Source organism: Actinoplanes cyaneus, assembly GCF_016862095.1.
Classification (GTDB): Bacteria; Actinomycetota; Actinomycetes; order Mycobacteriales; family Micromonosporaceae; genus Actinoplanes; species Actinoplanes cyaneus.
This window is the reverse complement of record NZ_BOMH01000041.1, coordinates 244164-258689: the sequence shown is the minus strand read 5'-3', so window position 1 is coordinate 258689 and position 14526 is coordinate 244164. Positions and strand designations below refer to the sequence as shown.

Annotated in this window: 16 protein-coding genes; 8 read left to right on the top strand and 8 right to left on the bottom strand. The window is 72.4% G+C overall.

Annotated features, from left to right (window positions below; translation table 11 throughout):
- Positions 1-2: 2 nt before the first annotated feature.
- A complete protein-coding gene (locus Acy02nite_RS28410) occupies positions 3-506 on the bottom strand; it encodes a helix-turn-helix domain-containing protein (protein ID WP_239175285.1) in 504 nt (167 codons plus the stop codon).
- Between the two features lie 44 nt (positions 507-550).
- Here Acy02nite_RS28410 and Acy02nite_RS28405 point away from each other — a divergent pair, with 44 nt between their 5' ends.
- Positions 551-1000, top strand: a complete 450-nt coding sequence (locus tag Acy02nite_RS28405; protein ID WP_239175284.1) for a zinc-binding dehydrogenase — start codon at positions 551-553, stop codon at positions 998-1000.
- On the opposite strand, the gene Acy02nite_RS28400 is transcribed toward Acy02nite_RS28405, so the two are convergent.
- Entirely contained in the window at positions 987-1976 is a 990-nt protein-coding gene (locus Acy02nite_RS28400) for an amidohydrolase family protein (RefSeq protein WP_203746081.1), read from the bottom strand. The genes Acy02nite_RS28405 and Acy02nite_RS28400 overlap by 14 nt on opposite strands.
- 57 nt (positions 1977-2033) lie before the next feature.
- Between Acy02nite_RS28400 and Acy02nite_RS28395 the strand changes: the two genes are divergently transcribed.
- Positions 2034-3056 (top strand): Lrp/AsnC family transcriptional regulator, encoded by a 1023-nt coding sequence (locus tag Acy02nite_RS28395; RefSeq protein WP_203746079.1) that lies wholly within the window; start codon positions 2034-2036, stop codon positions 3054-3056.
- Between the two features lie 91 nt (positions 3057-3147).
- Here the strand turns inward: Acy02nite_RS28395 and Acy02nite_RS28390 are convergent, their stop codons facing one another.
- Positions 3148-3516: a hypothetical protein gene (locus tag Acy02nite_RS28390; RefSeq protein ID WP_203746077.1), complete on the bottom strand. Its 369-nt coding sequence runs from the start codon at positions 3514-3516 to the stop codon at positions 3148-3150.
- Between the two features lie 486 nt (positions 3517-4002).
- On the opposite strand from Acy02nite_RS28390, the gene Acy02nite_RS28385 reads away from it, so the two are divergent.
- On the top strand, positions 4003-6072 hold the full coding sequence (locus Acy02nite_RS28385; protein ID WP_203746075.1) for a HelD family protein: 2070 nt from the start codon (positions 4003-4005) through the stop codon (positions 6070-6072).
- Between the two features lie 13 nt (positions 6073-6085).
- Here the strand turns inward: Acy02nite_RS28385 and Acy02nite_RS28380 are convergent, their stop codons facing one another.
- Both Acy02nite_RS28380 and Acy02nite_RS28375 read right to left on the bottom strand, forming a co-directional pair.
- Positions 6086-6799, bottom strand: a complete 714-nt coding sequence (locus Acy02nite_RS28380) for a hypothetical protein (protein WP_203746073.1) — start codon at positions 6797-6799, stop codon at positions 6086-6088.
- 140 nt (positions 6800-6939) lie between these two features.
- Entirely contained in the window at positions 6940-7779 is an 840-nt protein-coding gene (locus tag Acy02nite_RS28375) for a MurR/RpiR family transcriptional regulator (RefSeq protein WP_203746071.1), read from the bottom strand.
- Between the two features lie 118 nt (positions 7780-7897).
- Between Acy02nite_RS28375 and Acy02nite_RS28370 the strand changes: the two genes are divergently transcribed.
- The gene (locus Acy02nite_RS28370) at positions 7898-9334 is read left to right on the top strand and encodes an aromatic amino acid lyase (protein WP_203746069.1); all 1437 of its coding nucleotides are present in this window, start codon (positions 7898-7900) and stop codon (positions 9332-9334) included.
- Here Acy02nite_RS28370 and Acy02nite_RS28365 read toward each other — a convergent pair.
- Positions 9291-10370 carry a LacI family DNA-binding transcriptional regulator gene (locus tag Acy02nite_RS28365; protein WP_203746061.1) on the bottom strand — a complete coding sequence of 360 codons (1080 nt, stop codon included), beginning with the start codon at positions 10368-10370 and terminating at the stop codon, positions 9291-9293. The two genes, Acy02nite_RS28370 and Acy02nite_RS28365, sit on opposite strands and share 44 nt — an antisense overlap.
- Before the next feature lie 123 nt (positions 10371-10493).
- On the opposite strand from Acy02nite_RS28365, the gene Acy02nite_RS28360 reads away from it, so the two are divergent.
- Together Acy02nite_RS28360 and Acy02nite_RS28355 are read left to right on the top strand one after the other, a co-directional pair.
- Complete coding sequence (locus Acy02nite_RS28360) at positions 10494-11390, top strand: amidohydrolase family protein (protein ID WP_203746053.1); 897 nt, start codon at positions 10494-10496, stop codon at positions 11388-11390.
- Complete coding sequence (locus Acy02nite_RS28355; protein WP_203746051.1) at positions 11387-11899, top strand: cysteine dioxygenase; 513 nt, start codon at positions 11387-11389, stop codon at positions 11897-11899. Before Acy02nite_RS28360 ends, Acy02nite_RS28355 begins: the two co-directional genes overlap by 4 nt.
- Here Acy02nite_RS28355 and deoC read toward each other — a convergent pair.
- A complete protein-coding gene (gene deoC, locus Acy02nite_RS28350) occupies positions 11893-12597 on the bottom strand; it encodes a deoxyribose-phosphate aldolase (RefSeq protein WP_203746050.1) in 705 nt (234 codons plus the stop codon). The genes Acy02nite_RS28355 and deoC overlap by 7 nt on opposite strands.
- Positions 12594-13328 carry a GntR family transcriptional regulator gene (locus Acy02nite_RS28345; RefSeq protein ID WP_203746048.1) on the bottom strand — a complete coding sequence of 245 codons (735 nt, stop codon included), beginning with the start codon at positions 13326-13328 and terminating at the stop codon, positions 12594-12596. The genes deoC and Acy02nite_RS28345 overlap by 4 nt, the downstream gene beginning before the upstream one ends.
- Before the next feature lie 124 nt (positions 13329-13452).
- Between Acy02nite_RS28345 and Acy02nite_RS28340 the strand changes: the two genes are divergently transcribed.
- Together Acy02nite_RS28340 and Acy02nite_RS28335 are read left to right on the top strand one after the other, a co-directional pair.
- Positions 13453-13812 carry a YciI family protein gene (locus Acy02nite_RS28340; protein WP_203746046.1) on the top strand — a complete coding sequence of 120 codons (360 nt, stop codon included), beginning with the start codon at positions 13453-13455 and terminating at the stop codon, positions 13810-13812.
- Positions 13813-13893: 81 nt separating this feature from the next.
- Positions 13894-14466, top strand: a complete 573-nt coding sequence (locus tag Acy02nite_RS28335) for an NUDIX domain-containing protein (RefSeq protein WP_203746044.1) — start codon at positions 13894-13896, stop codon at positions 14464-14466.
- Positions 14467-14526: the final 60 nt, after the last annotated feature.

Here is a 14526-nt window from a genome sequence, read left to right as displayed (position 1 = left end):
GTTCAGCGGCGTGTGGATCGGTAACGGCCCGGGGTCGTGCCGACGATGCCGGTGAAGGCCGCGATGAAGCCGCTCGGATTCGCCCACCCGCAGGCACCGGCGACCCGGATCACGTCGTGCCCGTCGGCCAGCAGGAGAAGGGCGTGAAAGACCCGCAGCTGGGTCCGCCATTCGTGGAGCGTCATGCCGAGCTCGTCGTGGACAAGCCTGCTGAGCGTACGGCCACTGGCCCCGATCTCTCGTCCGATGGCCGCCAGGGTGGTGCTGTTCGCGGGGTCGGCGCGGAGCAGTCGCGCGACCGCCCGCAACCGGTCGTCGCGCGGCTCCGGCAGCCGCAGCGGCTGTTCGCGGGCCTCCCGCAACTCGTCGACCAGCACCCGGCGCAGCCGCGCAGTGGCGGCCCGGTCACGCTGGTGCTCAGCGGCGGCCGGGTGGTGCCCGGTTTCGCCGGCGGGAGCGGTGAGCGCGAGCAGCACCTCCCGCACGAGCCCGGAGACCAGGAACACCGCCGGTCGGCCTGGCGGCTGCTTCCCTCGCGTCCGCACACGGCGTGGAGGTAGCGGCCACGAGCCGGCAGGCGCGCAAATCCGAGGTGCTGAAAGCGGCCGGAGTCGCCCGCGTACTGCTGGATGCCGAAGTGCACACGGTCTGGCCGGACGGGCCGGATCACGTGCTCGACCTGGTCGGAGCCCGCACGATTCCCGACTCGTTGCGGCTGGTCCGCCCCGGCGGCACGGTGTGCGTGAGCGGTTCGCTGAGCGGCTGGGCGCTGACGGACTTCGAGCCGATCGCGATGATCCCGTCCGGCACGCGGCTCACCGCCTTCCACAGCGACACGATGAGGGGCCGCGCCGACGTTCTGCAGCGCGTCGTCGACACCGTTGAGGCCGGCCTGGTGAAGCCGATCGTCGACAGTGCTTTCGCGCTGGACGACATCGCCGCGGCCCATCACCACATGGAAACCGATCAGGCCGCCGGCAAAGTGGTCATGCTGCCGTGAGCCCGTCCGGTTGAAGATCGATACCGAGAAGGGCACATGCATTGCCGTACGCGAAATCGGCCTTTTGCTTTTCGGTGGGAAGGTGGCTGAAGAAGGCGGTGATGTCGTCGCGACTCGGGTTCTGGAACGGGTAGTCGGTCGAGAAGATCAGCCGGTCCGGAGTGGTCACCGAGAGCGCATGCCGCAGCAGCGCCGGGTTCAGCATGCCGGACGTGGTGATGTGGAAGTTCGAGCGGACGTAGTCGGAGACCAGCCGCGGCAGGCCGGCCACCCGGGACAGGCTGTCGGCGCGGTCGAGCCAGAACAGCAGCATCTCGCCCCAGTGACCGAGAATGATCTGCAGCTCCGGGTGCCGGTCGAAGGTGCCACGCACGATGAGGCGCAGCGCGGCCGTCGCGGCGTCGAGGTGCCAGCCCCAGCCGAACGTGGCCAGCGCCAGGTCGGTGATCGGGTCGAAGCCGCGGTACGACGCGTCACGCAACGCGGGCGACGGCAGCTGCGGATGCAGGAACACCGGCTGTCCGAGCCGTGCCGCGGTGGCGAAGAAGTCGTCGTAGGCCGGGTCGTCGAGGAACCGGTCACCGCTGCGGCCGTAGACCATCGTGCCGACATGCCCGAGACCGGCGGCACGTTCCAGCTCGGCGGCCACCGCTTCCGGCGCGGACATCGGCAGCGTCGACAACGCACGGAACCGGGCCGGGTTCGCGTCGACGGCTGACGCGGCCAGGTCGTTGGCGGCGCGGCTCAGCCGTACGGCGGAGTCGGGGTCCAGGGGCTGGGTTCCCGGTGGGGTCAGCGCCAGCACCGACAGGTCGATGCCCTGGGCATCCATCGCTGCGATCCGGCCGGCGCCCAGATCCTGGAGTCGCCGCCGGTGGTCGCCGAGGTCGTTGAAGGCGAGGCTTTCGTCCCTGCCGTCGAGGGCGGACGTCAGCCCGGGCATGATCCAGTGTTCTTCGATGGCGATGAGAGTCATGATCCAAGCATCGAGCGGGCCGGGTGTCGTCATGCCGGTCGAGGTAGCATCGCCGTCATGGAAGACGTTGAATCGGCGGATTCCATCGTTCTGGATCCGGAAGACGTACGAATCCTTCGTGCGCTGCAGATTGATCCCCGGGTCGGATTCGCGGCCGTGGGGAGCGTGCTGGGGCTTTCCGAGCTGACCGTCGCGCGGCGGTATCGGCGGATGTGCAAAACCGGGGCCATCCGAGTCGTCGGCGTGGTCGATCCAGGGGCGTTGGGGCAGAGCCAGTGGCTGGTACGGCTGCGATGCCGGCCGGGCAGCGTGACAGCGATCGCGGAGGCGCTCGCACAGCGTTCGGACGTGAGCTGGGTGGCGCTGAGCGGTTCCGAGGTTCTGTGTGCGGTGCGGTCGCGAACCCAGGAGCAGCGCGACGACCTGCTCGGGCGTCGACTGCCCCGGGCGGCGGCAGTGCTCGACATCCAGGCGTCCGTGCAGTTACGGCAGTTCGTGGCCGGGCGCGGGCATTACTGGGCGGCGCTGGCCGGGGTGCTGACCCCCGCGGAGGAGTCGGCGCTGGGCTCCACCGGGCAGAGTCCGTTCACCGAGCGGCCCGTCGCCCGGGGCCAGGCGGCGCCGTTGACCGATGCGGACAATGCGCTGATCGCGGCCCTGGCCGTGGACGGGCGAGCCAGCCTGGTCGACCTCGCGGCCGCGGCCGGACTCACCCCGGGCCGGGTGTCGCGGCGCATGCAGTCGCTGCTGGCGGCCGGGATTCTCTACTTCGACGTGGAGGTGGCGCCGGCAGCGCTCGGTTACCGGACGCGCGCCAACCTGTCGATGCGGGTGCATCCGGCGTTGCTCAAGACGGCCGGGCGGGCGCTCGCGGGGATGCCGGAGGTGGCGTTCGCGGCGGCCGTGTCAGGTCCGCACAACCTGCACGCGGTCGTGCACTGCCGCGATCTCGACGGCCTGTTCGAGTTCACCACCGACCGGGTCGGCGCGCTGCCCGGGCTGGAGACGCTGGAGGTCAGCCCGGTCTCCCGCCAGGTGAAACAGGTCGGCACCCGCATCGACGGCGGCCGCCTCACCTGACCCTCCGCCCCGCTGCCCAGGCGCGTCACCTGATGTTCCGCTCCGCTGCCCAGGCGCGTCACCGGGCTTTCGCGCCTGCCGCCGAGCTGTGTCATCGGGCTTTCCGGGCCTGCCACCCGGCGGCGGCGAGGCCGACGGCGATGAGCGCGTCGACAGTGGCTGTCGGGCGCCACCGGCCGGACGTGACGGCCAGCCAGACGCAGGTGCTCGCATGCGCGGCGTCGACGAGCACGCTCAGCCCCGCCACCCGCGGCGACGGCCGTGCCGCGATCACCAGCGCCTGCGCGACCTGCCGCGCCCCGAGAACCCTCGCGACCGTCACCGCCCTGGCCGGTGGTGCTCCACGGCCGCCGATTCGCAGAACCCGCTGGGGTACGGCGAGGAGCGCGCACCCCCAGCCTGCCCGCACCAGGGCGGCGGCCCGCAGTTGCCACGCCGGATCCGGCGTTCTCGATCTCACGGGTCCGCTCTTACCCGATCCACCCGCCGCTACGCCCGGCAGCCGTGGTCGGCACAACGACCAGCACCCCATCCACGCACGGTGACGGAGACCGGAGAGAAGGCGAGCGTTGTCCGCGGCACATGAGGGCATCACCACGACGAGCACCAGCCGGGCCGCGACGTTCTCGGATCACGCCGCAGCGCTACCGATGGAGGCTTCAGGCCGAGCGAGCGCGGAGAGGGAAGCGCGATGTGGGTGCCGACTGCGCCGCGGGTGCCGGCTGCGCCGCGGGTGCCGGCTGCGCCGCGGGTGCCGGCTGCGCCGGGTGCTGGTTCGGCGCAAACAGCGCCGGTATGAATGCGCGAGGCCACATTTACGGCGGGCCGTCAAGAATGAATCTGGAATAGGGAGACGGCATTGCGGCCGGGAATGCAATGTTGGGCTTGTCACGCGCGTGTCGGCTGATTCGCCATTAGTGTTGCCGCTCGACGAGAGGGGACACTGATGCGGGCTCTTGCCGAGGAACAGCAATTCTTGAATGCGGCAGTGGCGCGGCGCGCGGAACTGCTCGCGCAGCTGCGGGCCGAGCTGGAGGTGGCGGCGACCGACGCGCTGGAGAAGGCGCGGCAGCGTGGGCTGTTGCGGCAGTTCGAGGAGTTGCGGCGGGCCGGCGACGGGCTGATCTTCGGGCGGCTCGACGGGCTCGACGGGGCGGTGCTGCACCTCGGGCGCGCCGGGGTGCGGGCCGAGGCGGAGGACGCGGATCCGCTGGTGATCGACTGGCGGGCGCCGGCGGCGCGGCCGTTCTACACCGCCACGGCGCGGGAGCCGCAGGGGCAGGCCCGGCGCCGCCACGTCAGGACCAGCGGCACCGTCGTGACCGGTGTCGACGACGAGCCGCTCGACGGTTCCGTGGACGGTGAGCTGGCCGGCGAGGGGGCGCTGCTGGCAGCGCTCGGCGAGCGGCGCACCGGGCGGATGTCGACGGCGATCGCGACGCTGCAGCGCGAGCAGGACGAGATCATCCGTGCCGGGGCGAGCGGGCCGCTGATCGTGCAGGGCGGCCCGGGCACCGGCAAGACCGTGGTCGCGCTGCACCGGGTCGCCTACCTGCTCTTCACCCACCAGCAGCTGGCCGACCAGGCGGTTCTGGTGCTCGGGCCGTCGCCGCGCTTCCTGGAGTACATCGCGCAGGTGCTGCCGGCGCTCGGCGAGACCGCCGTGGTGTCGGCGACCTGCGACACGCTGCTGCCGGGTGTCGCCGTGACCCGGCCGGAGAGCCGCGCGGCCGCCGAGATCAAGGGGCGGGCGCTCTGGCAGCCGGCTCTGCAGGGGTACGTGGCGTCGCTGCTCCCGGTGGCGCGGGAGTTGCGGTTGCGCTGGGAGGGCGAGTTCTACGTCATCGACGCTTCCACCGTGCGGCAGGCGCTGGCCTCCGCCGTACCGGGAAAGGATTGTCACCGTGCCCGGCGTGCCTTTGCCGAACAGCTTCATCAATTGCTCGCGGACGCGGTCGCGGAGCAGCGCGAGGCTTTGCTGAACGAGATGGAGGAGGGGTTCGAGGAATTGCTCGCCCGTTTCGACAGGGGGGTGCGGCCCGGCCCGGGAATCCACGAGTCCGCCTCCGATGTCGACGGGCTGCTCTCCGAGGAGGAGATCGAGGAGCTGCGGGAGCGGATCGCCGGGGATGCGAGCATCGCCCGGTTCGTGGACGCGTGGTGGCCCGTCGGGGATCCGGGTGCGACGCTGGCGCGGTTTCTCCATGACGGCGCTCTGCTGAGCCGATTCGCGCCGGAGCTTTCCGCGGCCGAGATCGCGCTCGTCACGGCGGAACCCGCCGGGTGGGCGCCCTCCGACATTCCGTTGCTCGACGCCGTCGCAGAGTTGATCGGCGAACCGGAATCGCCGCGATCGCAGGCCGATTTCGTCGCCGATCGGGCAAAGGCGCAGAGGAATTGGACGTACGGACATGTCGTCGTCGACGAGGCGCAGGAACTGTCCGAGATGCAGTGGCACATGGTGGTGCGGCGCTGCCCGGCCCGGTCGATCACCGCGGTCGGCGACATCGACCAGGCCGAGGCGTCGCACCGGCACACCACGTGGGCCGAGGCGGTCCGGTCGACGCTGGGTGAGCGGTGGACCGCCGCGGAGCTGACCATTTGTTACCGCACGCCGCGCGAGGTCATGGAACTCACCGGCCCGGTCCTGGCGAGAGCCGGCAGCCGTAACCGTCCGCCGCGCGCGGTCCGCAGCTCCGGGATCGTCCCGTGGGAGCGGGTCGTCGAGCCGGGCGAGGTGCTCGACGCCGCTGTCCGGGCGGTCGCCGAGCTGCGCGGACGCTGGCCGGGCGGGACGGTCGGGGTGGTCGCTCCGGAGGCTCGGGTGGCAGCGCTCACGGCCGTACTGCCGGAGGTTCCGGTCCTGACCGCGCCGCAGGCCAAGGGCCTGGAGTGGGATGCGACGCTGCTGATCGACGCCGACGGGATCGCCGCCGAGCCGCGCGGCTGGAACGGGCTGTACGTGGCACTGACCCGCTGCACGCAGGAACTCGGCCGGCTCCGTAGTTTCCGGTAGCGTCCGGGGCCGCTCAATCCGGTGGGACGGTGACGTCGTCGAGCGCGGCGCGGCTGCGGTCGGCCTCTGCGGGGGCGACGCGGAAACCGGCCGGGAGCTTGAGGCGCTGGGCGGTCAGGAAACTGTCGAAGGAGTCGCCGAGCCCGGCGTGGACGATACCGATGCAATGCCGGGTCAGGCGCTCGTCCCACTGCTTCTCGGTGTTGTGCGCGAGGTAGCTCAGCGGAACGATCAACACCTGGAATCCCGCGCAGAAGACAAGAACGAGGAAGCCATTGGTGGAGTCGGGTGAGGGATCCCAGGTGGACATATTCGCGAGAACCGTGATCACGAAGGTGACGTGGCCGGCCAAGGAGAGGCAGAGCGCGCTCGTCGCCGCGAGTCTCCAGAACCCGAGGCCCGCCCAGCGACTCCAGCCGGGAATGCGTTTCTTGATCCAGGCGATGACCTCGCGCTTCACCAGGTCGGAGGGGACCGCGGCGCCTGGCCGGTTGCTCTGCCGACGGTGATGTGCCTGCGCCGCGGCCAGGAGCCGGCCGGGAAGCCGGCGTTTCTGGAAGGCGAGCAGGACCGCCGGATAGAACGGATCCGTGGCGGTCCCGAGATCCTTCTCGACCCGGTCCACGATGCGGGTCACCCCCCACAGCACCAGGGCCTGCACCATGCCCCCGGTCACCAGCGCGGCGCCGGCGACGGTCAGGATGGCGGCCGGATCCCAGAGCGTCACGATCCACCCAGCATCAGAACGGACCTCCAACACGCGTCGTAACCCGTCGATGGATGGCCGACGGTAGCAACTGGGAGCCAGCAGCCGGGACGCAGGCGGCGGAGGTCACCCTGCCTGCCCGGGTGCCGGCCACCCGCGGCTCAGGGGTCGTGCACCCAGCGGTCGACCAGCGCCTCGTGGGCCTGAAGCCGTTGTTGCGTGCGGTGCGGGTCGGTCTTGGCGACGGCGTCGAGCAGGCTGATCGCCAGGGTGACCGCCGCCGCGTGGGAGTCGAAGACCAGGCCGGTGCCGACCGGGGCGGCCAGCAGCACGTCGGCGTCCCCGGCGAACGGGACGAGCGGGCTGTCGGCGATCACCACGGTGGCCATGCCGAGGCCGCGGGCCAGCCGGATCGCGGCAACCGTGCCGGCCGGGTACCGCGGCATGGCGAAGAACAGCAGCGCGCCGGCGCCCCGCCGGCTCAGTTGCAGCACCGCGTCGTCGACCGTGCCGGCGTCGGTGCAGACGCTGACAGCGGGCAGCACCCGACGGGCGAAGTAGCCGAAGTACTGCGCGAGGGCAGCCGACGCTCGCAGGCCGATCACGCCGAGCGGCCCGGCGCCGGCGAGCAGCCGCACGGCCCGGCTCATCGGGTCGCCGGTGACGACCCGTTTAAGGCTCTCCAGGTTCGTGCGCTCCTGGTCGATCGCGGCGACCCCCGCCTCCTGCCGGGCGGGGGACCGCTGCTCCGGGAGGCCGGCGAGGACGGCGTCGCGCAGCGCGGCGCGGAACTCACCGAACCCGGCGAAGCCGAGCGCCGCGGCGAGCCGGGTGACCGTCGGCTGGCTGACCCCGGCGCGCTCGGCGATCTCGATGGTCGACAGGAAGGCCACGTCGGGGAAGAGGCCGAGCATGCGCTGCACGATCTGCCGCTGCGCCGGGGAGAGCCGGTGCGCCCGGGCCAGGTCCAGCAGCCATTCCGCGGCCCCGTCGCGCGCCATCGATCTCCTTCTCCGTGTCCCCGTTGGTGAATACTCTAAAACACACAGGAGATATGGTGGATGCGATGATTCATGAGGACCGCGAGCCCGCCGACGCCGGCCGGATGCTCCGCCACCGATGACCGGCGAGCTGCGGGTGCGGACGGCGGCGGACCTCAGCCGTACCGAGATCGTTCTCGTCGCCCGCGAGGCGAAGCGAGTCGTGCTGGAACCGGCGCTGCTGGCCGAGGTGGCGGCGAGCCGCGCGGCGACGCTGGCGGCGCTCGACGGGGACCAGCCGGTCTACGGCGTCAACACCGGCATGGGCGCGCTCGCCGGGATCCGCCTGGACGCCGAGGCTCGCGCGCGGCACCAGGACACCCTGATGGCCGGGCGTGCCGTCGGCTCGGCGCCCTGGTTGCGGCCCGACCAGGCCCGAGCGGTCCTGGCCGTGCGCCTGCGGACGCTGCTGCACCCGGCGGCGGGCGTCTCCCCGGAGCTCTGCGGGCATCTGGCCGACCTGCTGAACGGCGGCGTGGTTCCGGCGATCCCGGCGCGTGGCGCCGGCGCGGCAGGGGAGATCATCCCGCTCGCGCACCTCGGGGCTGTCTTGATCGGAACCGGTCAGGTGCTCGACGCCGCGGGGCGCGCCGTGGACGTGACCGGGGTGCGGCCGCGGTCCTTCGGGGCCAAGGAGGGCGTCGCGTTCCTGGAGGGCGTGCCCGGGCTGACCGGGCTCGCGGTGCTGGCCACGCAGGCGGTCCGGGCACTGGCCGACCAGGTCGTGACGGTGGCGGGCGCGGCCCACGCGGTGATCGGCGCCAGCGCTGACCCGCTGCGGGCCGAGCTCGCGGCGGGCGACGACGAACTCCGTACCGTCAATGCCGCCCTTCTCGCCGCCCGCGGGGACGGACCGGTCAGGGCGTTGCAGGCGCCGGTGTCGTTCCGGGTGACCGGGCCCGCGCTGGCCGTGGTCGTCCGGGCGACCGGGGCTCTGGACGCGGCCGCCGAGCGGGCGTTGATCGGGGTGACCGACTCGCCGGCGCAGCTGGACGGGCGGTTCTACGGCACCGCGGGATTCGCCGGGACCGACCTCGCCGCGGCCTGCGGGGCGCTGACCACCGCACTGGTCCACCTCGCCGAGGTCGGCGCCGCGCGACTGCACCGGCTGCTGGACCCGGCCGTGACCGGGCTGCCGAAACAGCTGTCCGACGCGCCCGGTCTGCACGCCGGGATGGTGGCGGTGCACAAACGGGCCGTCGGGGTGGCGCATCGGCTGCGGCGGTTCGCGATGCCGGCGCTGACCGGGGCGATGGAGACCTCGGGTGGTCAGGAGGACGTGCAGAGCTTTGGGTTCGAGGCGGCCGAGTGCCTGGGGGAGGCGATCGACGGCCTGCGGGAGGTCCTGGCCTGCGAGATGCTGGCGGTGCACCAGGCCCGGCTGTTGTCCGGCGGCCCCGGTGGGTTGCTCCCGCCCGGCACCCTGCCGGCGGGGACCGCGGACCGGCCGTTCGGACGCGACCTCGACACCCTCATCGAGCTGCTGCGATCGGGCTGGTCGAGCGGCGCACGATGAGCTCCGGGCGGAACATCGGCGCGTCCGCGGGCTCGTCGAGCTGAGCGACCGCCGCCTCCACGATCGCGTCCTCGTCCCAGGCCATCGTGGTCAGGCCCGGCTCGACCAGCACCGCCAGCTGATGATCGTCGTAGCCGACCACCGACAGGTCGGCGGGAATGCGCAGGCCCGCCTCGCGGGCGGCCCGATAGACCGCGAACGCCAGCGAATCGGTCAGGCAGAAGACGGCGGTCGGACGGCCGGCGCCGGCGAGCATCGCGGCGACCACGGTGACGGCCTCGGTCGTGGCGGCCGGGGCGGCGACCACGATCAGCTCGATGCCCAGGCCGGCGGCGACCTCGCTGGCGAGCACCTCGGCCGGGCGGCCCGGCGTGGTGGGCAACGACGGGGCGAGCAGGCCGATCCGCCGGTGACCCAATTCGGTCAGGTGGGCCAGCGCGGTGCGTACGCCGTAGTCGTTGTCGAAGAGCACACTGCCCGAGCCGGGCCGGGCGATCAGGGCGTCACCGATGGAGACGACCGGGACCTCCGGGCCGAGCAGTCGCCAGTAGTCGGCGGCCGGGTCGACAGGGGAGACCAGCGCGCCGTCGACCCGCTGGGCGGCGAACTGCTCGACGATCAGGCGTTCCTGCTCCGGGTCGGCGTCGGCGTCGGCGATCGTCGCGTACCGCCCCTGGCTGCGCAGCGCCCGGGTCAGCATCACCGACAGGTCCTGCTGCCACAGATCACGCAACGAGCCGCTGACCCCCACCGATCCGGTGCGGCCGCTGGCCAGCGCCCGTGCGATCGGGTCGACCGTGTAACCCAGCTCCGCGGCGAGCGTGCGGACCCGCTCGATGGTGGCGGAGGAGCCACGGACGCCGCGCAGCGCGTACGAGGTGGCGGCCAGGGAGAGGCCGGCGGCGGTGGCGAGATCCTGCAGCGTACGCCGGGTCTGCCCCGGTTGGGTCCGTGACGGTTGGGTATGCCCGGGCGTCTGGCCTGGTTGCGTCTGGCCCGGTTGCGTGTGGCCTTGCCGCGTCGGGCCTTCTCGCATCGGGCGAGGGTAGCACCGACGGCGATACCGGTCATCGAGATCACGTTGCGCCGCGGCGAGTGAAGCGCTTCACTAGCGGGGTGGAGTGAAGCGCTTCACTCATCGGGAGACGGGAGGCGCCGGATGCTGTTCGACTGTCACCAGCACCTGTGGCCCGCGCGCTTCGTCGAGGCGTTGCGGCGGCGTGACTCGTACCCGTACCTGCGGGATTGGACGCTGCATCTGCCCGGCGAGGCGCCCTACCCGGTCGATCCCGCCGCGCACGACATCACCCGGCGCCGCGAGCGCGAGATCGCCGAAGGCCGGTCGCAGGTGCTGCTCTCGCTCTCCAGCCCGCTGGGCATCGAGCACCTGCCCGGCGACGACGGCGCCGAGCTCGTGGCGCTCTGGCACGAGAGCACCGCCGAGCTGCCCGACCCCTACCGGATCTGGGCCGCCGCGGCCATTCCCGACCCCGACCCGTCCGCCCTGGCCAAGGTGCTGCGCGAGGAGCGGGTCGCCGGCCTGCAACTGCCCGCGACGGCGCTGTCCGAGCCGGACGACATCACCCGGATGGGGCCGCTGCTGGCCGAGGCGGAACTCGCGGGCAAGCCGGTGCTGGTGCATCCCGGGCCCGCGCCGGCCTGCGCGCCGGATCTGCCCGGCTGGTGGCCCGCGATGGTGCCGTATGTCGCGCAGCAGCACCGGGCGTGGCTGGCCTGGCACATCGCCGGCCGGCGTGCGCACCCACGGCTGCGGATCGCGTTCGTGGCGCTCGCCGGGCTCGCGCCGCTGCACCACGAGCGGCTCGCCGCGCGCGGGGGAGAGCTCGGGCCGCTCGACCCGCACGTCTACTACGAGACCTCGTCCTACGGCACGCGGGCGATCGACGCGCTGGTCCGGGTGGTCGGCGTCGACCCGATCGTGCACGGCTCCGACCGGCCGTACGCGGAATCGATCGATCCTGGTCTCGGCGCGGCGTTCACCCATGCCATGTTCACCGCCAACCCCCGCCACCTGCTGACAGGAGACGCCCGATGACGACGGACACCCTGGCCCTGCCCGCGCTGCCCGGCCGTGTCCTCACCCCCAAGGAACTGCAGCTCTGGGTGGCCGAGCTGGCCGCCCGCCCGCACCTGTGGCAGCACCTGGTCCGCCACGACACGGGCGGGCGGCACTACGCGTCGCTCTATCGCGACGGGGACATCGACGTCTGGGTGCTGTGCTGGAACGTGCGGGACGACACCGGCTGGCACGACCACGACGTGTCGTCGGGCGCGGTCGCGGTCACCCGCGGCGCCGTCACCGAGGCGACCCCGCGGATCGGCGGCGACCCGGCCTCCCGTGTCGTCGAGGCCGGGCGGACGTTCGCCTTCGGGCCCGACCGCATCCACCGGATGAGCGGCGCCGTGGACGGGTCGGTGTCGCTGCACGCCTACTCGCCGCCGCTCTGGCGGATGGGGCAGTACTCGATCAGCGCCGACGGCGTCCTGCGCCGCAACTCCGTCAGCTACGCCGACGAGCTGCGCCCCATCGGCGAAGATCAGTAACCGCCGCCGTCGGTGGCCGTCGCGGCGGCCGGGCTCTCGCCGCGTGCCCGGGCCGCGAAATCGTCGAGGATGGCCTCGGTCGCCGTCGCGCCGAAGCGGGTGGCTCCGGCGTCGTGCAGAGCGAGCAGGGTGTCGAGGCTGCGGACGCCGCCGGCCGCCTTCACCTCGACGTGCGGCGAGACCGCGGCCCGCATCAGACGGATGTCGGCCAGGGTCGCGCCGCCGGGAGCGAAACCCGTGCTGGTCTTGACGAAGTGCGCCCCGGCCTCCTCGGCGAGCCGGCAGCCGGCCACCTTCTGCTCGTCGCTCAGGTAGGCGTTCTCCAGGATCACCTTGACGACACGGCCCGCCGCGGCGGCGACCACGGCCGCGATGTCGTCGTGAACGTACGCGGTGTCGCCGCTGCGCAGCCGTCCGATGTGCAGCACCATGTCGATCTCGTCGGCGCCCGCCTCGACGAGCTGACGCGCCTCGCCGGCCTTGACCGAGGTCAGCGTGTCACCGTGCGGGAAGCCGACCACCGTTCCGACGAGCACGCCGGTCCCCGTGAGAGCGGCGGTGGCCAGGGCGACGTCGGAGGGCCGGACGCAGACCGACGCGACCTGGCGGCGGGCGGCGATCTCGCAGCCGTGCCGGACGTCGCCGGTCGTCAGCTCGGGGCGCAGCAGCGAGTGGTCGATCATCTTGGCGATGTTCATCGGATCTCTCCCGTTCGGGGCGGCTGCACGTCGAAGGTGACGTGCAGGTCGTAGCGGTCGCCGACGTAGCGGCTCACGGTGTGCTCCAGGGGCGCCGAGTGCTGGTCGACGATCAGCCGGGTCTCCACCAGCAGAGGCTCGTCGGCCGGAACGCGCAGCAGCTCGCCGTCACGGCCGGCACGCTGGGCGGTCAGCAGGGAGGAGCCCAGGGTGGGACGTAACCCCCTGTCGTGCAGGGCGCGATGCAGTGACCCGGCCTCCAGGTCGAGATCGAGCAGGGCCTCCAGATGGGACGGGAAGCAGGCATACTCCACCGCCAGGGGCACGTCGTCGGCGAACCGCACCCGCACGATGGAGACCACCCGGGGCGCCGCCGCGGTCAGTTGCAAAGCCGCCGCCTCCGCGGGTGAGGCCGCTCGCACCTCACCCTCCACCAGGCGTGAGGAGGGGACACGGCCCCAGGCGCGCACCTGGTCCTGAAAGCTCATCAACGTTCCCGCGGCCCGCGGTTCCGGGCGGTGCCGCACGAACGTGCCCCGCCCCTGGATCCGCTCGACGAGACCGTCGGACTCCAGGGCGTTGAGCGCCGCCCGCACCGTCATCCGGGCCACGCCGAACTCCTCGGCCAGCGCCGACTCGGCCGGCACGGCATCGCCCGGACGAGCCTGGCTCAGGCGCGCCCGCAACTCCCGCTCGATGCGCATGTACAGCGGTGGCGTCTTCGCCATCATCGGTCCTCCAGGTCGTCTAGACAACCTAGAAGATGCCAGACGGCCAGCCTCGCGTCAACGGATGACACCGGTTACCGAGGTCACTGCTACCGTCGGCCGTCGGGGCGAATCAACGGGGGTTGCAGTGGATCCGACGGAGCAACAGTCACCTCTGCCGCAGTTCATGATCCTGATCTACGAGCGCGAGGCGCCGGCCAGTGCCTCGGCCGCCCCGCCCACGGTTCTCGAAGCCCACCTGCGCCTGCCGGGACAGATCGCCGAGACCGGAGCCCGAATCGTCGCCGGCAACGCGATGGGGCCGGCCTCCCACGGGGTGTCCGTCCGCGACAACGTGCCGGTCAGCGGGTCGCTGGCCGGGAACGATCAGACCCTGGCCGGCTACTTCCTGGTGGAGGCGTCGGACCTGGACCACGCGGTGTGGATCGGCCGGATGATCCCGGTCATCGACGGCTGGGTCGAGGTCCGCCCCGTCCTCACGGCCTGACCTCGCGAACCGGCAGGTCGCTCATCGTGGTCACCCCGTGGCTTCCCGCGGAGTCCGCGGGGCTCGTGACAGCATTCCCGGATGCGTGAGTCCGTTGCGGTCGTCCATGACCTGGTGTCCCGCCTCTCCCCGGCCGACGAGCTCGGCGCCGCCCATCGCGCGTCGGCGCTGGCCTGGCTGGCCGGCACGGACGACGTGTTCCGCCGGGTCAAGCCCGCGTCCCCATCCCAGCACCTGGTGTCGTACGTGGTGCCGGTCGCCGCGGACGGGCGGATCCTGCTCGTCGACCATGTCAACGCCGGATTGTGGCTGCCGCCAGGCGGTCACGTCGAGATCGACGAGGACCCCGCGCACACCGCGCGGCGGGAGATCGAGGAAGAGCTCGGTCTGGGCGATGCGGGCCTGTCACGGTCGCCGATCTTCCTGACCGTCACGCGTACGGTCGGGCAGGACCACGGCCACACGGACGTCAGCCTCTGGTACGTCCTGGCGTGCACCGGCGACGAGAACCTGCGTCCGGACACGGGCGAGTTCCACGCGGTCCGCTGGTGGACCCGCGACGAGCTGGCGGCGGCTGATCCGGGCCGTTTCGACCCGCACTTCTTCCGCTTCCTGGCTGCCCTCGACCGGGCTCGCCCGGTCCCGGGCGACTGAGCGGCGGGCCCGGGCGTGTCACTGCTCACGAGCGGGCCGCGGGATGTTCGACGGCGCTGG